The sequence below is a fragment of the Flavobacterium sp. genome (assembly GCF_043722275.1).
Lineage (GTDB): Bacteria > Bacteroidota > Bacteroidia > Flavobacteriales > Flavobacteriaceae > Flavobacterium.
In genome coordinates this window covers 1-24,261 of sequence record NZ_JAYSPC010000009.1, presented here as the reverse complement: position 1 = coordinate 24,261, position 24,261 = coordinate 1, and the positions used below count along the sequence as shown (strand labels likewise).

Annotated in this window: 21 protein-coding genes and 1 pseudogene; 21 read left to right on the top strand and 1 reads right to left on the bottom strand. The window is 32.2% G+C overall.

The window, feature by feature from the left end; translation table 11 throughout:
* The coding region (locus ACHZDT_RS01635; RefSeq protein ID WP_394772923.1) for a hypothetical protein at positions 1-3,222 on the bottom strand (3,222 nt) is incomplete at its 3' end.
* Between the two features lie 277 nt (positions 3,223-3,499).
* Here ACHZDT_RS01635 and ACHZDT_RS01630 point away from each other — a divergent pair.
* The 21 genes and pseudogenes from ACHZDT_RS01630 (at position 3,500) to ACHZDT_RS01530 (ending at position 23,887) form a co-directional block, all read left to right on the top strand.
* Positions 3,500-3,910 (top strand): type IV pilin protein, encoded by a 411-nt coding sequence (locus tag ACHZDT_RS01630; RefSeq protein WP_394772922.1) that lies wholly within the window; start codon positions 3,500-3,502, stop codon positions 3,908-3,910.
* Positions 3,911-4,387 (top strand): hypothetical protein, encoded by a 477-nt coding sequence (locus ACHZDT_RS01625; protein WP_394772921.1) that lies wholly within the window; start codon positions 3,911-3,913, stop codon positions 4,385-4,387.
* Positions 4,388-4,389: 2 nt separating this feature from the next.
* A complete protein-coding gene (locus tag ACHZDT_RS01620; RefSeq protein ID WP_394772920.1) occupies positions 4,390-5,796 on the top strand; it encodes a GspE/PulE family protein in 1,407 nt (468 codons plus the stop codon).
* Positions 5,797-5,831: 35 nt separating this feature from the next.
* Positions 5,832-8,027, top strand: a complete 2,196-nt coding sequence (locus tag ACHZDT_RS01615) for a type II secretion system protein GspD (RefSeq protein WP_394772919.1) — start codon at positions 5,832-5,834, stop codon at positions 8,025-8,027.
* On the top strand, positions 8,027-9,223 hold the full coding sequence (locus ACHZDT_RS01610; RefSeq protein ID WP_394772918.1) for a PilN domain-containing protein: 1,197 nt from the start codon (positions 8,027-8,029) through the stop codon (positions 9,221-9,223). The genes ACHZDT_RS01615 and ACHZDT_RS01610 overlap by 1 nt, the downstream gene beginning before the upstream one ends.
* A 1-nt stretch (position 9,224) precedes the next feature.
* Positions 9,225-9,746 carry a hypothetical protein gene (locus ACHZDT_RS01605; RefSeq protein WP_394772917.1) on the top strand — a complete coding sequence of 174 codons (522 nt, stop codon included), beginning with the start codon at positions 9,225-9,227 and terminating at the stop codon, positions 9,744-9,746.
* 176 nt (positions 9,747-9,922) lie between these two features.
* Positions 9,923-10,579, top strand: a complete 657-nt coding sequence (locus tag ACHZDT_RS01600) for a hypothetical protein (RefSeq protein WP_394772916.1) — start codon at positions 9,923-9,925, stop codon at positions 10,577-10,579.
* A gap of 519 nt (positions 10,580-11,098) precedes the next feature.
* Positions 11,099-11,518: pseudogene (locus ACHZDT_RS01595) on the top strand (helix-turn-helix domain-containing protein).
* 651 nt (positions 11,519-12,169) lie between these two features.
* On the top strand, positions 12,170-13,447 hold the full coding sequence (locus ACHZDT_RS01590) for a RidA family protein (protein ID WP_394772915.1): 1,278 nt from the start codon (positions 12,170-12,172) through the stop codon (positions 13,445-13,447).
* 149 nt (positions 13,448-13,596) lie between these two features.
* Positions 13,597-14,004, top strand: a complete 408-nt coding sequence (locus tag ACHZDT_RS01585; protein WP_394772914.1) for a hypothetical protein — start codon at positions 13,597-13,599, stop codon at positions 14,002-14,004.
* Positions 14,005-14,141: 137 nt separating this feature from the next.
* Positions 14,142-14,444, top strand: coding sequence for an urease subunit gamma (ureA, locus tag ACHZDT_RS01580; RefSeq protein WP_394772913.1), 303 nt, complete (start codon positions 14,142-14,144; stop codon positions 14,442-14,444).
* Positions 14,445-14,455: 11 nt separating this feature from the next.
* Positions 14,456-14,824, top strand: coding sequence for an urease subunit beta (gene ureB, locus ACHZDT_RS01575; protein WP_394772912.1), 369 nt, complete (start codon positions 14,456-14,458; stop codon positions 14,822-14,824).
* Between the two features lies 1 nt (position 14,825).
* Positions 14,826-16,547 (top strand): urease subunit alpha, encoded by a 1,722-nt coding sequence (gene ureC / locus ACHZDT_RS01570; RefSeq protein WP_394772911.1) that lies wholly within the window; start codon positions 14,826-14,828, stop codon positions 16,545-16,547.
* Between the two features lie 72 nt (positions 16,548-16,619).
* Positions 16,620-17,132 (top strand): urease accessory protein UreE, encoded by a 513-nt coding sequence (gene ureE / locus ACHZDT_RS01565; RefSeq protein WP_394772910.1) that lies wholly within the window; start codon positions 16,620-16,622, stop codon positions 17,130-17,132.
* Positions 17,125-17,817, top strand: coding sequence for an urease accessory protein UreF (locus ACHZDT_RS01560; RefSeq protein WP_394772909.1), 693 nt, complete (start codon positions 17,125-17,127; stop codon positions 17,815-17,817). The genes ureE and ACHZDT_RS01560 overlap by 8 nt, the downstream gene beginning before the upstream one ends.
* 21 nt (positions 17,818-17,838) lie before the next feature.
* The gene (gene ureG, locus ACHZDT_RS01555) at positions 17,839-18,477 is read left to right on the top strand and encodes an urease accessory protein UreG (RefSeq protein WP_394772908.1); all 639 of its coding nucleotides are present in this window, start codon (positions 17,839-17,841) and stop codon (positions 18,475-18,477) included.
* A complete protein-coding gene (locus ACHZDT_RS01550) occupies positions 18,478-19,263 on the top strand; it encodes an urease accessory protein UreD (RefSeq protein WP_394772907.1) in 786 nt (261 codons plus the stop codon).
* A gap of 8 nt (positions 19,264-19,271) precedes the next feature.
* Positions 19,272-19,973 carry a hypothetical protein gene (locus tag ACHZDT_RS01545; protein ID WP_394772906.1) on the top strand — a complete coding sequence of 234 codons (702 nt, stop codon included), beginning with the start codon at positions 19,272-19,274 and terminating at the stop codon, positions 19,971-19,973.
* A gap of 22 nt (positions 19,974-19,995) precedes the next feature.
* A complete protein-coding gene (locus ACHZDT_RS01540) occupies positions 19,996-20,904 on the top strand; it encodes an urea transporter (protein ID WP_394772905.1) in 909 nt (302 codons plus the stop codon).
* The gene (locus ACHZDT_RS01535; RefSeq protein ID WP_394772904.1) at positions 20,901-23,138 is read left to right on the top strand and encodes a TonB-dependent receptor; all 2,238 of its coding nucleotides are present in this window, start codon (positions 20,901-20,903) and stop codon (positions 23,136-23,138) included. Before ACHZDT_RS01540 ends, ACHZDT_RS01535 begins: the two co-directional genes overlap by 4 nt.
* A gap of 119 nt (positions 23,139-23,257) precedes the next feature.
* Positions 23,258-23,887, top strand: a complete 630-nt coding sequence (locus ACHZDT_RS01530) for a carbonic anhydrase (protein WP_394772903.1) — start codon at positions 23,258-23,260, stop codon at positions 23,885-23,887.
* Positions 23,888-24,261: the final 374 nt, after the last annotated feature.

Below are 24,261 nucleotides of genomic sequence, written 5' to 3'. Positions count from 1 at the left end.
TAAGGCAACTGCTACCTGCCCATTTGTTGCATTTTCTATCTTGGCTATCGGTAAGGCTTTATTATATCCCCAGATAATCGTTACAGGTGTACCGTTTTCCAGCGAATATTGCAGTACATTTCCATTTCCTGCTGTAATACCATTTACTACATCAAAATCATATAAACTAAAGTTTATTTTTCTATTTGCATTATTAAATGGGAAAGTATCATTACTACCTTTTGTGCCGTGAATTTCTTTTGGTAAAAGAACATTTCCTGTAGCAGCGCTTTCTTCATATTTTGTCATAGACTCAGAAGTCTGCAAATCGTTGATAAAAGTTTCCGTTTTGATTGGTTTATCAATTTTGTTTTGGGATACTAGTTTCTGCATTTCCTGGATTTGGCCAGTTGAAATTAAATCCTGTGGGTAACTCAGTTGTGTTCTTACAGTTTGATTTTTGCTGTTTGTAGTTTCTGTTTTTGTTATTTGATAGTGAGCTGGGTTTTCATAACCATATGTTGTTATTTTTTCAGTAGTAGCTACTTCATTAATATCATAGTCTGTTTCAATTGTTTTTATAATCTGTTTTTTTCCCTGCGAAGTTTGCCCAGTTGCATAATAAAAAAGACCTGAATGATAATCTCTATTTTGATCATAAGGTAAAATAAATGAGCTATTTCCGTCTCCAGGGAATATTTCAACCTGAGTGAAATTATTAAAAACAATATTGTACGGAAGGGTTGACTGTTTTAAAATAGTATATTGGTTCACAACACTGTTGATTAGTTTGTAAGTGTTTGGATTTAAGCCTGTTTTGTATATATTTTTTTTGATTAGTGATCCGCGATTCCACATATCATTCCTGAAAAAAGTAAATGATAAATTGGTTAATGTCTTCTCAAAAGGTTGATTATATCCTCCGATTCCATTATCTCCCACCTGTCTAGGTGGTGTAATATATTGTGGAGATTGAAAAACTTTTGGTAAGCTACTTAAATTAATAAAATCAAATTGCCTGGTTAAAGGAATGTTTTCATAATAATATTCCGTTTTACCATTTGTTGCAGAATTCTTTACGTCAATATCTATTTCTGTTACTTTCCCATAAGTAATTGCAGGAGAACTACCAGTATTGTTATCAAAAATTGAAGAGGTTGAGAAAATAGGGAATATATCGGCAGAAGTTGTACTCCCCTCAAAAACACCTCTGACATAGCAGCCATTTCCTTCTTTTATTAACGGGTTTTCATTATTATATTGATATAATTTAGTAAAGACAGGATTAGTATTTTTGCCATCATAACTCTTAGCAGATGCTATTCTTAGACCTCCAACTAATTTTGGTGTTAATACAGGTGTTACTGAATAACTTACTTCTTGCCAACTGGCAGTTATATAGCTGGAAGGACATCCACTAGCACCAATATTTCCTGTTCGATATTCGTATGCACCTAATGTATAAGTACGCGATCCAAAATCTACATTAAAAGTTCCTCCTCCGGCAGGATAACTTGATCCGCTTGGAGCAGGTCTAAAATAATTATTTGATTCGAAAGTTACTTTTGTATTTGGCCCGCTTTCTTGAGTTGCATTTGTAAAACCATATGTTATTTTTCCACTTCCGCTAACATATGTTGATGATGGAGTAAAAGATTTTACCTGTGTAGATGGACCTGCTTGATAATTGCAACCACTTCCATAAGCTATAGAAGTTTCAGATCTGTAGACTATAGTAGGTGTTGTAACATACTCATAATATCGATTTGCTTCATATTCAAAAACAGAATATCCTCCTTCAGGATATGTTATTTTTTGTAGAATTCCTGATTTCATTAAAGTTTCATTAGCACTTCTATCACCATTACCTACCATTGTAGTATAATTGTTTGCAAAGTATGATGAAATACGATCTACTTTTGTTGGTGGCGATAAATTACCTGTATTAGCGTTTATATATCCCCAAAAATCTTTTTTAGTAGTACCTCTTAACGGAAGAGTACTGCCTTCGTACTCAAAGATATGTTTTACATTCAGGATATTATTTGTGATTTGAAGTAGTTTTAATGATTTATTTCTACTGTAAGTATTTCTTGTGGCATTATAAGCATACGAGTCTCCAATTTGACCATTTGGATCAATTGTTGTACTAGATCCTCCATATCTTATATAATAATCATATACAAAACCATATTGCTGAATTAAGGTTTTTGTAGCGCTATTAAGACTGTATACACTAACTTTATCTAATTTGTAATCTTCAACTAAGTCTTGTCTATTTAGTGAAGAGTCAAATTCGACAACTCCATTACTGAAATTAATAGAAGTAAGAAATTGTTTATTTGAATAACTTGTTTTTTCTGGAAAAATAGATGCCAAAACTGGAGGATTTGAAGAACTAATTAAATTATAATTTAGTATTTTTTCTCCAAGAATTATAGAGTAATCACGAGTGTTATCAAGATTTTTGTATTTAAACGATATAATATCATTTTTACTTTTACTATTGGCAGGAATAATTTCAGTTAGGAACCATGAACTAACATAGTCAGGTTTGTAACTATCAGTTGTATTTTGTACTGTTTCATTGGCACTATAACCATCAAAGCTTTGTCCAAATCTATAAATTGTTCCATCGCTCTTGGTTATTTCTAAAGTTGACGTGTTTATTAATAATTTATTATTAACAGAAGATGTTTTAACTACTGTATTTTGCATGTCTTTAAAAACAGCCGCATTATTTACAAAATAAAAAGTTCCTGATAAACCGGGAGCATTTATTATAAATTCATCATATGCCGTGTCAATAGCATTAAATTTGTAAGGACTGTATTGATTATAGAGGGCATTAAAATTAACTTCTGTAAAAGCAAGATTACTAATATCCAGAACTTCTGTTCCAGTATCAGGAATTCCTTTAACATTTCTAATAACTGCCCCTCCGGCATTTAAATTCCACCCCAGACCAACCCAAGATGCAAGCTCGTCTAATTGTATTCCTGAAGTATTATAACTCATATCTATTGGAACATTAAGCTCTTTTGTCTTGATTATATAAAGCGGAATGCTGATATTTATTTTTCCAGTTGAATAATCTACAGGAAATAATCCTTGTTTTGCAAATGATGCTGCATTGGGGCTGACGGGAAAGTAATTTGGTAAGTCTTTATTAACCTGCGCTAGTATTGACGAAGGAATTAATAAGAGAGTGAATATTATTTTTAAAATTGTAATTTTTGGCATATTTAGATACTTTAAATTTTTTATGTTTAATTTTTATGAAAGAAAAAAATGCGATTAAATAGATTTATTTTTTAATAAAATTTTGTATTTACGAAATATTTTTTTAACATATTGATTTTAAGGTATATAATGGAAGTTATGTCCTAACTTAATTATGTTGCAATTATAGTAAAATATTTCTTATAAATTTATAATTTTATTAACCGAATATTTCTTATTGAACCATTATAAATTTTGAATAAAAAAGATATATTTGTAGAAATTAATTACAATTGTTTTGAAAGAAAAAATATTTAAAAAATTACCTTCCTTCAATCTTCAGGAAATGTTGATTGTTCTCGCTATTATAGGAATTTTACTTTTAATTGCATTACCAAATCTGATGCCGCTGATTACAAAAGCCAAAAGTGTTGAGGCGCAAGTGCAGCTAAAAGCAATTTATAATGCTGAAAAGCAGTACTATTTCATGTATTCAAAGTACAGTTCTAATTTTACTGAAATAGATTTTGAAGCTCCTAAAACAACAAAAGAAAACGGAAGTGCAAATTATGTTTATGAAATTGTTCAGTCAACTAATAATGAATTTAAGGTAAAAGCAACAGCCATAACTGATTTTAACGGAAATGGTGTTTTTAACGTTTGGGAAATTGATCAAAATGGTGTTCCCAAGCAAATCATAAACGACTAAATGTGGTATTTAAAATTTCTATTGATTATTGTTTTTGCAATCGTTCTTTATCAGGATTTTAAAAGCCGTTTAGTGTATTGGTTTTTATATCCCATTATAGGAATTTTAGCTTTTGTAATTCAGCTTTATAATTTACCAACAGCAGTTGCATTTTTTAATTTAGGTTTTAATTTACTATTTGTAGCTATCATTTTGGGAGTTGCCTTTTTGTATATTCGATTTCGACAATTAAATTTTTTGAATAGTATTGGGGTAGGTGATGTCTTATTTTTTATTTTCATTTCGGGTACTTTTTCTATAGTTTCTTTTTTAGTTTTATTTGTGTTCGCGTTACTTTTTTCTCTCCTTTTACATTTTGTTTTAAACAATAAAAAAGAGTATCAAACAGTTCCTTTAGCAGGTTACATGTCACTTTTTTTTGGAGCAGTATATGTAATGACTTTTTTATATAACAGCAGTTTTTTATACGCTTATTAAACATGGAGAATTTTGATATTCCAATAGAATTTCAACAGCTTGTAAAATCGGAACAAGCTTATTATTACAGAATTATTCCTATTGGAAAAAATGAACAAACTGTTTTATTAAAAACAGACGCTCCTGATATTGTAAGTTTACAAATTGAGTTAGGGATTTTATTAAGTTTTAAAGTCGAATTAGAAAATGATTCTACCGAAAATATAAACCGTTATTTAAGTACCAATTATAGAAAAACATCAAATAACAGCGTTTCAGAAATTCATTATACAACTGATTTTTTAGAAAAAATTGTATTAAATGCTAAAGAAATAGGGAGTAGTGATATTCATTTTGAGCCTTATGAAAAAAATGCCAGAGTTCGTTTTCGTTTAGATGGAAAATTAAAAGAACAATTTCATATTTCGGTTGAAGAATATCCAATTATTGTCAATAAAATAAAAATCCGTGCGCAACTTGATATTTCAGAAAAACGTTTGCCACAAGACGGTCGTATTACAATGGTAACTGATTATCAGGATTTTGATGTCCGTGTATCTGTATTGCCAACTTTACATGGCGAAAAAGTGGTACTGCGTATTTTAAGCAAAGATACAAGTCATATAAATATTAATTCTCTAGGTTTTACTGAGCAAGAGTTGAAGGTATATCTGGAAAATATAAAACGTCCAAATGGTATCGTTTTGATTTCCGGACCAACCGGATCTGGAAAAACGACTACTTTGTATGCTACTTTAAAAAAGTTAAATGTACCCAATACTAACATTTTAACAGTTGAAGATCCTATAGAGTATACTCTTGAAGGGATTAATCAGGTACAGTTAAAAGAAAATATAGGACTTGATTTTGCTACCACATTAAGAACATTTTTACGACAAGATCCTGATATTATAATGGTGGGAGAAATTCGTGATGTTAATACGGCTAATATGGCAATACGTGCTGCTCTAACCGGACATCTTGTTTTATCAACGATACACACCAATTCGGCCTGGGCGACAGTTTCCAGATTAATAGATATGGGAATTCCTTCTTTTTTAATTGCGAGTACATTAAATATAAGTGTTGCACAGCGATTGGTTCGCAAATTATGTGATACCTGTAAAATAGAAGAGAGTATTTCACCCGCAATTTTTCCAACCGGATTTGAAATTCCAAGTGATTTAAATTCTCATCATGTAGCTGTGGGTTGTGAACACTGTTATCATACAGGATATTCAGGACGAAAAGCCATTTATGAAATTTTGCCTATTGGCAGCGAACTTTCCAAATTAATAAAAAATAATCAACTGGATATCAATGATTATCTGGAAGAAAATGACATTTTTACATTAAAGCGAAATGCATTGTTATTAATAAAAGAGGGAATTACTTCTGTCGATGAAGTTTTTTCATTACTCTTGCAGTAAAATGCATATAAAAGCCTTACAATTGAAATAAATTCATGAAAAAAATAATTACTCTATTTTTAATACTTATTTTTCAAATTTCTTTTTCGCAGGAAAATAGAATTTTACAACTTAAAAATAATATAGAATCAATAACTGCCAATGCTCCGGGATTAAATGAAAAAATTAATGTAAACATTAAAGAAGCTTCCTTATCCAGTTTTTTATTGGCCGTTTCGCAAGTTCATAAATTAAACATTAGTGTGGCTCCAAATTTAAGTCAGATTAATATTGTAAACAATTTCTCGGATGTTACTGTAGGCGACTTACTTATATTCTTATGTAAAGAATATAATCTTACAATTGATTTTACGGGAAATATCCTTTCGATCAAATCATATGTAAAACCAGTTGAGATTCCTGCTTTAAAAGCAATAGACATAAGTTATGATTTGGCGAATAATCTACTCTCTTTAAATTTAAAAGACGATAAACTATATGATGTTTTTAGAAAGATTATGGATGAAAGTGCAAAGAATTTAGTTTTTGCACCAGGACTTGAAAATCAACTTTTGACAGTATATATCAAAAATATGCCTTTTGATGCTGCATTGAATAAATTAGCATTTGCTAATAATTTGAGCGTTACGAAATCAAGAGATAACTTTTATATTTTTGATAAAATCGAGGGTAATTTTGTAGCCGAGGGTACATCAGATCCAAATGGAGCTATAAGACAAAATAAACCGCAACGACCTAGAAAATCTAACTTTTTCTTTACTGTTGTTGATGCAGATAAAAAGTTACTTGATGTAGATTTTGAAAACACGCCAATTTCAAGTATTGTATACGATATAGGTCATGAATTAGATATTGATATGTTTATTTCAAGTCCGTTAGAAAGTGCCGGAAATGCAACGGTAAAGGCTAAAAACATTACTTTTGATGCTCTCTTGGTTAAAATATTTGAAACTAAAAATGAAAGCAATGTTTCAAATAATAGCGGGCAACAATTTAATAGTAATTCAGGAGCTGTTGCGCCATCATCAGGAGGTTCTTTTACTTTTATGAAAAATGGTTCTATTTACTTTTTTGGAACAAAAGATCAATTAGTAGTTAGAACGATTAAATCTATTCCCTTAATGCATCGTTCTATTGAGATTTTAAGTGATCCGTCAAAAGAGGGCAGAAGTGCTGGCAGATTAAATAATACCAACAATTATTCTAATTACAGCTCAAATTATAATTCAAATAATAGCTCATCAGATAATAGAAGTAATTCTAACTATCAAAATCAAAATAGTAATTATAATAATAATGCAAACGGTTCTTCTGCATCATCATCGTCTGGTAGTAATCCTTCAGAATCTATTTTAACTATTATTCCGGATGAAATAAAAAGAGATCTGGATATTAAGGTCGATAAAGAATTGAATAGTTTTTTAGTAAACGGACCAGCTGCGAATATTGAACGATTTGAATCTTTTATACAATATATAGACAAAGCAGTTCCGGTTATTTTGATAGAAGTGATGCTTCTTGAAGTAAACAGGAGCGCTACTGTCGAAACGGGTATTAAGGCAGGTATTGGAGACAAGCCAGTTACTACCTCCGGAACTGTATTTCCTACTGCTGATATTAATTTAGGAGCACAAACAATTAATAATATTATTGATGGTTTCAGCGGATTTGGTTCTTTAAACATAGGCAAAGTCGTGCCTAATTTTTATTTGAGTTTGAAAGCGATGGAAACCAATGGGAATTTAAAAGTTCGTTCCTCCCCAAGATTATCAACATTAAACGGGCATAAGGCATATTTGTCTATAGGTGAAACTACTTATTATGTCGTTACCAATCAAAACTATTACGGATCACAAATTCCGCAGGCATCTGAGGTTAAAAATTATCAGCCGATTGATGCTGAATTATCTGTAACCATAATGCCTTTGGTTTCCGGTAATGGACAAATTACCATGGATATCAAGGTAATACAATCAAGTTTTAATGGTCAGAAAGTAGATAAGGATGCACCTCCGGGAATTAATTCAAGGGAATTTACATCCATTATTAGAGTTAAAGATCAGGATTTAATTGTATTAGGAGGACTTGAAGAATCAGTAAAAAATGATTCTGGAACCGGAGTACCTTTATTATCCCGAATTCCTATTATTAAATGGTTATTCAGTTCTCGTAAGCGAGAGGATTCAAAGAAAAAATTAAGCGTTTTAATTAAACCTACCGTTATTTACTAATGACTTTACCATCAATAAATAAATTTTTGCTTGGCAATCAATATATTGGTGTTGAACACCTCACTTTAAATAATGAAGATAAAGTGGCATTACTGTTGGTTGAAAAGAAAAAAGAAGGATTAGTAATTACTAAAAAAGACAGAGTCAATTATAGTGGGAAAATAGCAGAAAAATGGGATTCTAAATTGCCTTTTTTCTTAGTTATTAATACCAATCAGGTTATCCAGAAAGAAGTTTCAGGTATAGATGGTTCCGATGAAAAATTATTGCATAAAGCTTTTCCAAATACAAATTGGGATGAATTTTATTTTGAAATTTGGAGATTAAAAACCAAATCGATAATTGCAATTACAAGAAAAACGTATTTGAATGGGATTATTTCAAATTATAAAAATCAAAAAATAATGATTGCCGGAATTAGTCTGGGAATTTGTTCTATTGTTGAGATTATTAATTATACTAAAGAAACAGAACTTTTTACGAATCATCAAAGCGTTTCTAGACAGGAGCAAAATCAGATCATTTCCTTAAGTTCTCAAGATTCAGCTATAAGTTATAATATAAATGATCTTGGAATCGAAAACAGGCAGTTATTAGCATTTTCAGGAATCCTAAGATTGATAATGAATACTACGTTAAATACAGGATCAATTATTTTTTATAGCGAAGAACTATACGATCATTATAATCAAAAGATTTTTTTTAGTAAAGGCTTAAAAATTATGGTTGGAATACTTCTGATAATTTTAGCACTTAATTTTCTTTTCTTTTCGCACTATTATAAATTAGCTCAGGAAACATCTGAAACGTTATTGGTAAATAAATCTTCAATTGAAGATATAAGTAAAATAAAACAAAGAATTTTTGTTAAAGAGGAAAAAGCAAAAAATATTGTTGGAAAAACAGTTTCTCAAAGCTCATTAATTATTAATGAAATTGCTAATAAAGTTCCGTCTTCTATTTTACTTACAGAATTGACTTTTAATCCTTTAGAAAAAAAAATAAAGCTTGAAGAGCCAATATTGACTCTGGAAAAAACAATTACAATTTCAGGAACTACAATTTCAAATGAAGCATTTACAAGCTGGGTTGAAGCAATAGAAAAACTAAATTGGGTAGATAAAGTTTTAATAACCCATTTTGGAAAAAATGAAGCTAATGAAACGGCATTTTCTATTAAATTAACTTTGAAATAAGATGAAGTTAGATAAAAAAAATAAAATGCTTTTGGTTGGGTTTTTAGTAGTAATCTATTTTTGTTATTCTTTAGCAATATCTAATACAATAAATTATTATAAAGAATATAAGGCGAAACAAGAAGAGATAGCTGCGAATAGTAATATGCCTAGGTTAGTAGGGCAGCTAATTCAAAAAGAAAAGCAATTAGATCAGGCGTTATCTCATTATAATGTCAATGTTTCAGAATCATTTCAGAATGATTTGTTAAAGCAACTCACTTCTTACAGTGATAGTTATAAACTTAAAATTGTAGATTTTCAGGAACCGCATTCAGTATCACAAAAGGGATTTACCGTGACAAGCTATATTTTTTCGTTAGAGGGCTCTTTTAATGGTTGTTTAGCAGTACTGAACAAAGTAGAAAATAATCCTTCTCTTGGAATAATTAAGCACTTAAACTTTGTAAAAAAGAAAAATTATAAAACCAATACAGATCAATTGTTTGTAGAGGTAATTATGCAAAAGAATAAAGGAACTTAATCCAGACTTACTGCCAAATTAAAAACGAAATAAATAATATGAAAAAGACTTTTTTATTAGTTGTGGCATTTGCTGCACATGCTAATTTTGCCCAAAGCATTTTTCCTGCTAATGGTGGGAATGTTGAATTGGAACATTCACTAACAAACGTCTAAATAAACTAGAAAACTAAAATTATGTATAAAATTATTCTTTTCGCTACCCTTTTTATAACACATTTAACCTTCTCTCAAAATACATATCCTAATAGTGGTCCTGTCGGTTTGGGTACTTTAAATCCTGATAGTTCAGTACTTCTTGATGTAAATGGAAAAGTATTAGTAAGGTCATTATTTTATGTAAATGATATAATGGGTGGTAATGGTGGAGATATAAGAATAGGTCCAAATACTGGAGGAAATTCATCCACAATTTTTATGGTTGGTGGATTAAACGCGACAGAAATAATGAGAGTATGTTATAATGGCAATGTTGGGATAGGAACTGTTATTCCTGATTCAAAACTTTCAGTAAACGGAACCATTCATTCAAAAGAAGTAAAAGTTGATCTTGCCTTTCCTGCACCTGATTATGTTTTTACAAGTGATTATAATTTAAGAAGCCTCAAAGAAGTTGAAAATTATGTAAAAGAAAATAGTCATTTACCAGAAATTCCCTCAGCAAAAGAATTCGAGAAAAACGGAATTAAAGTTTCTGAAATGAATATGGCACTATTGAAAAAAGTAGAAGAACTTACTCTTTATGCAATTGAACAGCAAAAAAATACCGAAAAATTAATTAAGATTATTGAGGAGCAAAATGTGAGGCTGCAGCATCTTGAAAATGTAAAATAATTTTTTTATTTTAAGTGTAATAATAATTTTTCACTGTTTGTGATTTTATTATCCAAGATAGTATATAATATAAAGCCACTTTTTTTAACGAAGTGGCTTTTTTTATTAAACTGCTAAAACAAGTTTAGAATTTATATTAAGTTTTTGATTGCTCATAATAATTTATAAATTTGATTTCGATACTATAAATACATTCTTCATCTTTAGTGGGTTTTTATGTATTTAAATGTCCTGCAGTTAATTTTTTAAGATCTTCTAAATTTTTAATTTCTTTTTCCATTATAACATTTATTTTACTGTTAATTTTTTGCTGAAATGTTTAATCATTTTTAGGTAAGCTTTAATCATTTTCATAACTTGATTTTTTAATTTAAAATTGTCGGAAAAATTATATTTTTGTTTGACGCACGAAAGTAAATAATATTGTGTTTCTATAAAATGGACTAGATCTGTATCATACAGAAATAAATATGTTTTTACGAATTACTTTATTTTTTATTTCTAATTTACCTTTTAATTATGAGCACATTAACAAAACCAAACCATATAAGGCGAAAAACAAGCCGTATTCGTGAATAAGAGACATGAAGCAGGAAGCACTTGCACAGGTTTTAGGAACTAATCAACAAGCAGTATCTGCTATGGAAAACAGCGAAACTATTGATGAAGATAAACTTTTTGAAGTTGCAAAAGCACTTAGTGTAACACGGTGGACGCTATTAAAAATTTTTCGGAAGAAAGTGAGATAAATTATTTTAATAATATCTATGATAATGAAATTATAGGTAGTGTTATTAATGCTCACGCAAACAACTGTTCATTCAATCCACTAGATAAATGATGGAAGTTGTTGACGAAAACAGAAAACTTTACGAACGTTTATTAGCATCAGAAAAAGAGAAAATTACCTATTTGGAGAAATTGTTTAATGGGAAATAATTATTTTAAGCGATATGAATTTAATAATATACTTTTTATTGAGTTTATACATATGACTAAATAAAAAAGCAACCCAGTTTTGAGTTGCTTTTTGTCCTTATTTTGTTTTTGTCTTACGGTCATTGATAACAAATCAACGCTATCTTTGTACATCTACGAGGATAATTACATTCTTGGGGAGAGCCATTGGTTTATTGTTAAAAGAATAGGAACTTTTGATTGGCAGGAAGAAAAGAGAACTCGTTCAATAATTTTTACCCAATTTATAATTTTAGCAACTGTATTTATTATGTAGTGCTGCGTTCACATCAAAGCGAATCAATTGAGTGGTTTTTTAAGTTTAAAAGTTGAGTCATCTGAAACTGACAATCTGTTTTTTAAAAGCGGTCAGAAAATATTATTTTTCTTATTTGGTTACTTTACTTATTTTCTAATAATTTATTCTAAAAAGTTAATCAATATTTGCTTGTTGTTAATAAGACAAGGAATTCTGTTCTGAAAAAAGTCTGATAGTTATATTTTGATGTCTTATTTTGGATAATTTAAATCGTAAACAACTATATTTTTGGTCTGCCTAAAATGTGGCTTTAATTTTCGATAAGCCAGATTAAAAAGGATTTCCCATAAATTAAAACAGTAAATAATATACTAATGATTGCAAAAAAAGTTAATTCAATATTAGCACGAAATACCAATAATGCTCCACAAAGTATTGGTCCATATTCACAAACTGTAGCTTTCTCTCATTACAATAATCTTTCGGCTCAATTACCCATCGATCCAAAATCTGGTAAATTGATAGCGGGCGGAATAAAAGAGCAAGCTGAGCAATGTTTTAAAAATGTCAAGGCAATTGTAGAAAGCATTGATCATGTTATGAATGATGTGGTTAGAATTACTGTATTTGTCAAAAATATCAAAGACAGCATGTTTGTAGACGAAGTTTACAAAACGTTTTTCCCAGCTTATCTTCCCACACGTACAATAGTTGCGGTTGCAGCTTTACCTTTGAATGCATTGGTCCAAATCGAAGTACTTGTTTCAAATGGTGAAGGAACAATTTCAAACGCACCACAAGCGGGTAATCTGATAAAACTAATTAATAATACCACAAATGCCCCAACTTGTGCTTTGTCTTCACAAACAGTATCATTCTCTCATTATAATAATCTTTCGGCTCAATTGCCTATCGATCCTAAAACCGGAAGATTAGTCACTGGCAGCGTAAATGAACAAACTGGACAGTGCTTAAAAAATATCAAGGCAATTTTAGAAAGTATAGATGTTCCTTTTGATGATATTGTTAAAATTAATATTTTTCTTAAAAATCTTGCTGATATTGATGCTGTAAACGAAGTTTATGCAACATTTTTTCCAGACTCGGCTATCGCAAGAGCCATGGCTTATTTCCCTGCGCGAACAGTAATTGAAGTTTCGGCTTTACCAATGGATGCCTTGGTTCAAATTGAAGCAGTAGTGTCACACGGGGATGGTACGCCTCCACAAGCTGTGAAAGACAGACATGGAATTGTTATAAAGGCAAACAATACCAAAAATGTACCAAGCTGTCCTCTCTCTTCACAAACTGTAGCATTTTCTCATTACAATCATATTTCGGCTCAATTGCCTTTTGATCCAAAAACTGGTGAGATGATAGTTGGTGGAATCAAAGAGCAAGCGGAACAGTGTTTAAAAAATATCAAGGCTATATTAGAAAGTATCAATCATGCGATGGAAGATGTAGTGAAAGTTAATCTTTTCCTGAAAAACATTAGCGATATTGAGGCTGTAGATGAAATTTATGGAACATTTTTCCCAAGTGGTATTCCTGCGCGAAGAACAGTAGAAGTGTCATCTTTACTTAAAAATGCATTAATCCAAATTGATGTTGTTGTGTCAAATGCAGAAGGAACACCTCCGCATGTATAATTGATCGGTTAGCAGCTTTTCAGTATAATTTTTTTGTGTAAACTTTAACTACGAGCGCATATTACATTGTAAGATTTTATTTATAAATTTACAGTCTTGAAAAAGGTGATTCTTTATCAGTCACCTTTTTCAGGAAAGTAAAAATAACTATGAGAAATACATTTTTAATATTAATAACATTAGTTTTTATTGCAGTTTTATCTGTAAATAAAGTAACAGCTCATGAATATAATACAAATGTATCTCTAATACTTAATAAGAGTATTAATGTATTTTATATTCAAAAAGAAATTATTTCTCTTACTAAAGACAATTCATCACTATTAAATTTTGAACAATATTTTGAGACTTCAAATGAAGATGTTGTTGATGAGGTTGAGAAATGTAATAATACAAAAGGATTTTTACTTCTTAATTTTTTATTGAAACAAAACGCAATTCCTTTTGCACCTAATTCTACTTTGCATAAAAATCAAAAATATTTAGGACTTTACAATACAATAGTTAAAGTGCCTTTCTATATTTTAAACCATTCACTTATAATTCCTATCTCTTAAAGGGATTTCTTCTTTTTCAAAAATCTTTTTAAGGTAATTATTTATCATATCAGTTTAGGCTTTGTGTCTTGAATTGCGATATGACAGGATTTCTGTTGCCTTATTTCTAAATATTTTAATTTTTAAATAACACAATCATGCATTTAACACCACGAGAAATCGAGAAGCTTATGCTGCACACTGCAGGTGAACTTGCTCTAAAAAGAAAGGCCAGAGGTCTTAAATTAAATTATCCTGAAGCAATTGCTTTAATCAGTCATTATTTGCTGGAAGGTGCGAGAGATGGTAAAAGAGTAGCGCAATTGATGCAGGAAGGCGCACAGATTCTTACTAAAGAGGACGTGATGAATGGAGTAGCAGATATGATTCACGATGTTCAGATCGAGGCAACTTTTCCTGATGGAACCAAATTAGTAACAGTTCATAATCCAATTCGTTAATTCCCAATATTATGATACCAGGAGAAATTTTTGTAAAAGAAGGCACAATCATCTGCAATGAAGGCAGAGAAACTGTAAAATTAAAAGTAACCAATACAGGAGATCGCCCTATTCAGGTAGGTTCACATTTCCATTTTTTCGAAGTAAATAAAGCAATGAGTTTCAATCGTGAAAAGAGTTTTGGAAAGAGACTAAATATTGTTGCAAGTACGGCAGTTCGCTTTGAACCGGGAGAAGAAAAAGAAGTCGAACTTGTTGTAATTGGAGGAAATAAAAAGGCAATGGGCTTTAATAATCTGGTTGACGGGTCTATAGATTCTGATGCAAAGAAAAAAGAAAGTTTAGCTAAAGCCAATGAATTAAATTTTAAAAACATTTAAGATGAGTTTAAACGTAGACAGAAAACAGTATGCAAATATATTAGGACCAACTACTGGAGACAGAATCAGATTGGGAGATACTGAATTGATTATTGAAATCGAAAAAGATTTTACCCATTATGGCGACGAAGCTATTTTTGGAGGTGGAAAAACTGTTCGCGACGGAATGGGACAAAATGTTTCCTGTACAAGAGATCAGGGAGTTTTAGACCTTTGTATTACCGGAGCAACTATTATTGATCACTGGGGAATTGTAAAAGCAGATATTGGAATCAAAGATGGTAAAATTGTAGCCATTGGTAAAGCAGGAAATCCAGATACAATGGATGGAGTTTCTCCAAATATGATTATTGGTGCTTCTACAGAAGTTCATGGAGGTAAAGGATATATTGTAACTGCGGGAGGAATCGACACGCACATTCATTATATCTGTCCGCAACAAATAGAAACTTCTCTTTATAGTGGTATTACAACTATGATTGGAGGCGGAACGGGACCTAATGACGGAACAAATGCAACGACTTGTACGCCGGGCAAATTCAATATTCAGAAAATGTTAGAAGCTGCAGAAGATTTTCCTATGAATTTAGGCTTTTTTGGAAAAGGAAATTGTTCGGCAGAAGCGCCGCTAGAAGAACAAATTGAAGCAGGAGCCTTAGGCTTGAAAATTCACGAAGACTGGGGAGCTACAACCGGAACAATTGATACTGCATTAAAAGTGGCAGATAAATATGATGTTCAGGTAGCTATTCATACTGATACATTAAATGAAGGTGGATTTTTAGAAGACACAATGAAAGCCATCAATGGAAGAGTAATTCATACATTCCATACTGAAGGTGCTGGCGGCGGACACGCTCCGGATATTATCAAGGCAGCAATGTATCCAAATGTGTTGCCGGCTTCTACAAATCCTACTCGTCCTTACACGATTAATACAATAGATGAACATCTTGATATGTTGATGGTTTGTCACCACTTAAGTAAAAATATTCCTGAAGATGTGGCATTTGCCGATTCTCGTATTCGCCCTGAAACTATTGCAGCCGAAGACATTTTGCATGATATAGGAGTGTTCAGTATTATGAGTTCTGATTCTCAGGCTATGGGAAGACCGGGCGAAGTTATTACCAGAACATGGCAAACAGCAAGCAAAATGAGAGAGCAACGCGGGCAGTTAGAAGAAGATCAAAATACAGAGCATGACAACTACCGTGCAAAACGTTACATAGCTAAATATACCATTAATCCTGCTATCGCTCACGGTATTTCTGAATATGTTGGCTCTGTCGAAGTTGGTAAATTGGCCGATTTGGTAATTTGGAAACCGGCATTATTTGGTGTAAAACCAGAAATGATTGTAAAAGGAGGTTTTGTAATTGCGGCTAAAATGGGTGATCCAAACGCATCGATTCCAACTCCTCAACCTATTATTTATAGAAATATGTTTGGAGCTCACGGTCGCGCTAAATTTGGAACTTGTGCTACTTTCGTGTCTCAGGCTTCGATCGATAACGGAGCAATCGCTGCATATAAATTGGAAAAAATAATTCTTCCGGTTAAAAACTGTAGAAATATCTCTAAAGCTGATCTTATTCATAATGATAAAACTCCGGTAATCGAGGTTAATCCCGAAAACTACCACGTAATGGTAGATGGTCTACATATTACTTGTGAACCGTCAGAAAAACTTCCGTTAACACAATTGTATTATTTGTTTTAATAGTAGCATAAGTTAAAAAAGACCTAACAGATTTTTATAACCTGTTAGGTTTCATAAAAAAATAAAAAAACGATGACCATCAGTGAAACTTTAGGTACTATTTCGGATAGTACAATTAACGGAAAATCAATAGATTATCTCGACTTGGAATGGTTTGAATCTACAAAGAGAATCCAACGTAAAAAGACACGTCAGGGAGAAGATATTGCTATTAAATTCCTAAGAGAAGGTCAACGCCTGAGAGAAGGTGATATTCTTTTTGAGAATGACCAGAAACTAATCGTGGTGAATATTCTGGAGACAGAAGCTATTGTTATTTCCCCTTCTTCAATGCTGGAAATGGGTACAGTTTGTTATGAAATTGGTAATAAGCATATTCCGCTTTTTATACAGCACGACCAAGTTTTGTTGCCTTTTGAAATGCCAATGTACAGATGGCTTGAAGTGAGTGGGTGTAAACCCGAAAAACAATCTGTAAAATTGCTTAATCTTCTTAAATCCAATGTTGAACCTCACGGACACGGAAGTTTAGGTTCGACAATTTTTACAAAAATTCTAAAAATGGCAGCTCCAAAAGATGAATAATATAAAATTTTTAGCAAGTCTATTGCATATTTCTGATCCTACATTGCCCATTGGAGGATATTCTCATTCTAACGGACTTGAAACTTTTGTACAAAATAGAATTGTACACAATGCGGCAACAGCACAGGAATTTGTTGAGAATATGCTTAAATATAATCTCAAATATAATGATGGAGCTTTTGTAAAATTAGCCTACGAAGCTACGGGAGCTAATGATTTAAAAGCAATTTTAGAACTGGATCAGGAATGTAACGCATTGAAATGTCCAAGAGAAATCCGTCAGGCAAGTCAGAAATTAGGATTGCGTTTGATTAAGATTTTCAAAAGATATGAGAATTTCCAGTTTATGGAATCTTATGAAGAAGCAGTTCGAAATCACGAAGCAAGTTCTCATTACAGTATTGTTTTTGGAATGTATTGTTGCCTGTTGAAAATTCCTTTACAAGAAGCACTTTTTGGATTTTATTATACTTCTACAGCAGGAATGATTACCAATGCAGTAAAATTAGTGCCACTTGGGCAATTAGACGGGCAGGATATTTTATTTCGCCTATATCCTATAATGGAAAAAACGGCTCAGGAAACTATAAAATTAGATAGAGACCTTGTAGGGTTATGCAATACCTCTTTCGACATTCGTTGTATGCAGCATGAAAGGCTGTATTCAAGACTTTATATGTCGTAATTAAAACAAAAATAATTAAAAATGGAAAATAGAAAATATATAAAAGTAGGAGTAGCCGGACCTGTAGGTTCTGGAAAAACTGCTTTATTAGAACGATTGAGCAGACATTTGTACGGAACGTATGACCTTGGTGTAATTACAAATGATATTTATACCAAAGAAGATGCAGAGTTCATGGCAAAAAATAGTCTTTTACCACATGACCGCATCATTGGTGTTGAAACCGGAGGTTGTCCGCACACGGCTATTCGCGAGGATGCAAGTATGAATCTTGAAGCGGTAGATGAATTGGCAAGCCGTTTTGCGAATATTGAGTTAATTTTTATCGAAAGTGGCGGTGATAATTTATCGGCAACTTTTAGTCCGGATCTTGCCGATGTTACCATTTTCATTATTGATGTTGCCGAAGGTGAAAAAATTCCCAGAAAAGGAGGTCCGGGTATTACCAGATCTGATTTATTGGTTATTAATAAAATTGATTTAGCACCTTATGTAGGAGCAAGTCTTCAGGTTATGGAAGATGACACAAGAAGAATGAGGAAGGGAACTCCATTTATATTCTCAAATCTTAAAACAGATGTGGGTGTGCCTGAAATTATAGGGTGGCTGAAAAAATATGCTTTACTGGAAGAATGTGAAGAACCCAATCTATTAAGATAAATGGATAGTCGCCTACATATTATAGCGGGTCATAAGCAGGGAAGTTCCTATGTAAAAGATCTTTATGTGACTCCTCCGTTTCGTGTAGTTTCGGTAGGACAACGCAAACACGATAATAAACTTTATCAGATCGTGATGAGTACTTCACCCGGAATTTTGTGTGGTGACCGCTATCAACTGGATATTGTTTTAGAGAAAGGAGCTCAATTGCAGCTTCAGTCACAATCATATCAACGATTATTCAATATGGAAAATGATGCTGTACAACAGCTTAATATTTCAATGGATGATAATACTTCTTTTGCGTATGTTCCGCATCCTGTCGTACCACATGAAAATTCTAATTTCAAAAGTAAAGCCGAAATCCGTATTGGCACAAATAGTCAGGTCATAATTAGTGAGATTATCACTTGTGGAAGAAAACATTATGGAGAGTTTTTTAAACTGAAAAATTTTCAGAATCTTATTGAAATTTATCATAAAAATAAATTGGTATTAAAGGATAATGTGCTTATTCAACCCGATTTGATTCCTATAAGCATCATAGGCAATCTGGAACAATTTAGCCATCAAGGAACCCTCATCTTTTACAATACTAAAGAAAATGTAGATAAAAACCTCTTAGTTGATACTATTTATTCCATTATTGAATCTCAAAACGAAATGGAAATCGGCATTTCAGCAATGGAAGATAATGGATTTGTGATCAGAACACTGGGACATGGAGGAGAAGTAATGTATAATTTTTTCTTAAAGGTTCAGGAAATCCTTTGGGAATTAGAATAAAATAATTTATGAATACTACTATTTGGGCATTAATACTAAGTGCTGTATCGATAAGTTTTATCCACACCATATCTGGCCCGGATCATTATTTGCCTTTTATTGTTTTGTCAAAATCAAAACAATGGAGCAAGAGTAAAACAATTCTGTTGACAATTGCTTGTGGCTTTGGTCACGTTTTGAGTTCTTTGGTTTTAGGCTCTGTCGGAGTTTTTATGGGATGGCAACTCAATAAATTTTCCTGGTTTCAGGATATCCGAGGGAATATTTCGGGATGGGCGTTGCTTATTTTCGGAGTTATTTATCTTATATATGGAATAATTCAAACCATTAAAAATAAACCCCACAAGCATTTTGATGTATTAGGAGATGATGTTTATGTCTATGAACATAATCATGGAGAAATAGTAATGCCCCAGAGCCGAATAAAAGTAACTCCGTTTGTGTTATTTATGATTTTTGTAATGGGACCAAGTGAACCACTTACACCGCTTCTTTTTTATTCGGGATTAAATCGTTCCGTGACTGAGATTGTTGCAATGGTAGTTCCATTCGCACTTACTACTGTTGCTACAATGCTCGGAATGGTTTTATTAGGGCGATACGGATATTCAACGTTTTTCAACACCGATAAACTCGAACGTTATATGAGCGTTGTCAGTGGCGCAGTAGTGACGATATGTGGTATAGGAATGGTCTTTTTAGGATGGTAAAACAAAAACAGAAAAAATTACAATGAATAAAAATTTTATAAAAATTCCTTTTCTCGAAAATGTATTAAAGGGAATAGGACAAATTATGCTTCAGGAAAACAGATGGACGGGACTTTTGTTTCTTATCGGTATTTTTATGGGAAGCTGGCAAGGCGGTATTGCAACTATTCTGGCAACAAGCGTTGGCACATTTACAGCTATGAAACTGGGTTATGATAAATCTAAAATCAATGCAGGACTCTATGGTTTTAGTGCAGCTTTGGTAGGAGTTGCTCTGTCATTTTTCTTTCAGACTACAATATTTATCTGGATTCTTATTGTTTTGGGAGGTACATTGGCAAGTATTATTCAACATTTTTTTATAAGCAAAAAGATTCCGGTGTTTACATTTCCATTTATCTTAATCATCTGGATATTTGTTTTTGCACTGCATCATTTTACTGATATTCCACCTTCGGAAATGATTGCCGCAAAACCGGCAAATTTAAATTATAGTGAATTTATTACCCCTTTTAATGGTTTTGGAGAAGTGATTTTTCAGGGAGGAGCATTGTCCGGAATTATTTTTTTTATAGCAGTTTTTATCAATTCACCTTTGGCAGCCTTATATGGTTTTGCCGGTGCTTTATTAGGCGCTTATATTTCATTTACCAGAGGAGAATCAATAGAAGGAATTCATATGGGATTATTCGGTTTTAATGCCGTGCTTTCTGCTATTGTTTTTTCAGGAGTAAGGAAAATAGATGGTTTGTGGGTATTAATAGCTGTATTTATTACAGTAACTATTGATGATGTATTGATAGACAATAATATACTGACAGCCTTTGGCGGAGTACTTACTTTCCCGTTTGTAGCAGGAACATGGATAACATTGCTTATTCAGAAAATTATCCCTAAAAAAAATCGTCTAAGGAGAAAATTAATTTCATGAATAAAATACAAATTGTTTTTCTTGTCTTAATGATGAGTAAAATGGCTTTGGCACAAAAAAAAGAAAGTCAGTTATTCATTAAAGATGCGGATAATAAATTCCCCGTAGTGAACGCGCAGGTAGTATACAATCATGGCAACAGTCATACCTATTCTGGATCTGACGGTTTATTTAAATATTATATTGAGTCATTTCCCGACACACTTACAATCAGTCATAAAGAATATGATGAGGTGAAATGGATTGTTAGCAATGAAAAAGAGTATAGGAATGTCATTTTTCTTCAGCATAAACCAATCCAGATTTCCGAAGTTATAATCAATAGCAATAATTTCCTTAAAGCTGTTACAAAAGTCGATCTTAATAAGTTTCCGGTAAATTCTGCTCAGGACTTGTTGCGCAAAGTCCCCGGCTTATTTATTGCCCAACATGCAGGTGGTGGAAAAGCAGAACAGCTTTTTCTAAGAGGTTTTGATGCCGATCACGGAACTGATGTTAGTGTCAATGTAGACGGAATGCCAGTAAATATTGTGTCTCATGCACATGGACAAGGATATTCAGATTTGCATTTTGTTATTCCGGAAACTGTTAATAATATCGATTTTGGAAAAGGGGCTTATTATACAGATCGCGGTGATTTTTGTACCGCAGGATATGTAGACTTTCAAACTTATAACCGTTTAAAAAGTAGTATGATTAAACTGGAAGCAGGTTCTTTTAATACCAAACGAATACTGGGAATGTTCAATATTATTGACGATTCGGAGCACAGGAAAAATTTCTATGTTGCCACAGAATATAATTACACCGACGGACCATTTGATGTAAAACAAAATTTCAGCAGGTTAAATATCTTTGCAAAATACAACCAATGGCTTAATGATAATGATTATTTTAATGTTCAGTTTTCTACATTCAATTCCTCCTGGAATGCCTCAGGTCAAAATCCTGAACGAGCAATTAATGAAGGGATTATTGATCGTTGGGGAAGTATTGATCCTACAGAAGGAGGAAGCACTTCGCGAACAAATGTTCAGATAAATTTTAAACATATTATCTCTCCATCAGAACATATTGAAGTTATGGGTTGGTATTCGAAATATAATTTTAATCTGTATTCTGATTTTACATTTTATCTGAATGATCCAATTAACGGAGATGAAATTCAGCAAAAAGATGGAAGAAATATTTATGGTACTGAATTTAAGCATGTCAAAAATTTTGTCTTAACTAATGGATCTATAGAATTGACATCAGGTATTGGATTCCGAAATGACGATATTGGTACTTTGCAACTTAATCATGTTTATCACCGAGATTTATTATTGGATAAAAAGATGGATGTTACAGGAGTAGAAACCAATCTCCATGCTTATTCCGGATTGATATGGAAAACAGGAAAATGGACCGTTAATCCCGGATTAAGATTGGATTATTTCATTTTTAATATGCATGATTTGTTGGACCAAGAACAAATTCCTGTCGGACAATCATCAAATGGAACGAGGTTAAGTCCCAAATTAAATTTTTCTTATGATGCCAATGACAAAGTTATGTGGCTGCTCAAAACAGGTATGGGTTTTCATTCTAATGATATGAGAGTGGCAATTCCTCAAAAAGAAAATACCCTCCCTTATTCTATAGGCGGAGATTTTGGAGCGAGACTTCATCCCTTTAAATCATTAATTATTACGCCCACGATTTGGTATTTATTTCTACAGCAGGAATTTGTTTATGTAGGTGATGATGCCGTAGTTGAACCTTCGGGTAAATCCAGACGATATGGAATTGATTTAGGCATCCGTTTTCAGCCATTACAAAACTTGTATATAAACGCAGATATTAATTATTCGCATGCAAGATTTATTGAGGAGCCCAAAGATGCAGATTATGTTCCATTGGCTCCTGTATTAACTAGTACCGGATCAGTAAACTGGGATTTTCTGCAAGGATTCTCTATTGGCTTACAATACCGCTATCTCGGAGGAAGACATGCCGCAGAGGATAATAGCATTAGAACAACGGCTTACTTTGTAAATGATTTAATACTTTCATATAATGGTGTAAATTGGGGAACTAATCTTCAGGTTAATAACTTACTAAACGTAAAATGGAATGAAGCTCAGTTTGCGACCGAAACCCAATTAAAAAATGAGGTAGCGCCGGTTATAGATCTTACTTATACTCCCGGAGTTCCTTTTGGAATAAAAATAGGCGTGTTTTATAAGTTTTGAGCTAATACAATCAAAGAAAAGCAATATAGGACATCTTTAGGAAAATTTTTTCAACAATTTTTCTATAAATGAACCGTCCTATGAATTAGAGTTATAATTTTATAATTAAAAACAACAGTATGGATATTACTCAAATTTTTGAGAACAACAAAAATTGGATCAGCAAACAACTCCAAATTGACAATCATTATTTTGAAAAACTATCAAAAGGGCAATCTCCTGAATTTCTTTACATCGGCTGTTCAGACAGCCGTGTTTCTGCCGAAGAACTTATGGGGTTAGAACCGGGGAAAGTTTTTGTACATCGAAACATAGCTAATATAGTTCCAAATACCGACTTAAACTCAATGTCGGTAATTAACTACGCAGTGGTACATTTAAAAGTAAAACACATTGTAGTCTGTGGTCATTATGGATGTGGTGGCGTATTTGCTGCTATGCAGCAATCAGATTTAGGAATATTAAACCCGTGGTTAAGAAATATCAGGGATGTTTACCGTATTCACCAGAAAACTCTTGATGCCATTACCGATGAAGAAAAAAAATACAAAAAACTAGTAGAATTGAATGTTCAGGAGCAATGCGTCAATGTTATCAAAACTGCCGAAGTCCAAAAAGCATATAATGAAAGAAATTTGAAAGTATACGGATGGATCTTTGATATTAGCAGCGGGAAATTAATTGACCTCGATATCAACTTCACCGAAATATTAAAAGATATTACAAAGATTTATAAAATATCTAATTAGTACTTTAATCAGATCTAATTATTAAAGTCTTATTTTATTATATTGAATGCAATAAAAAATTTAAGTAGTCAGTCACACAATGTCTTTTAGATTGTATTTTGATATCTATTAAATCGAAAATTTTCAAGATAACTATAAGTACAATTTTTCACTCTTATATATAAGGAGTGATTTCGCTCCCACAACCCGACAGTTTTCAAAACCTGTCGGGTTTATTATTTCTATACATATTATTTTGTCCAGCTGAGCGGAGTCGAAGCTTTTGGAATATGAAGTTTTAGTTCAGGAGCTCTTTCCGCTATCCGTTCCAATCGTTTGCTTTTTAAAGAAAAAAAGCAAAAGGATTTTCTCCCGAGGCTTCGGGACTATCGGGG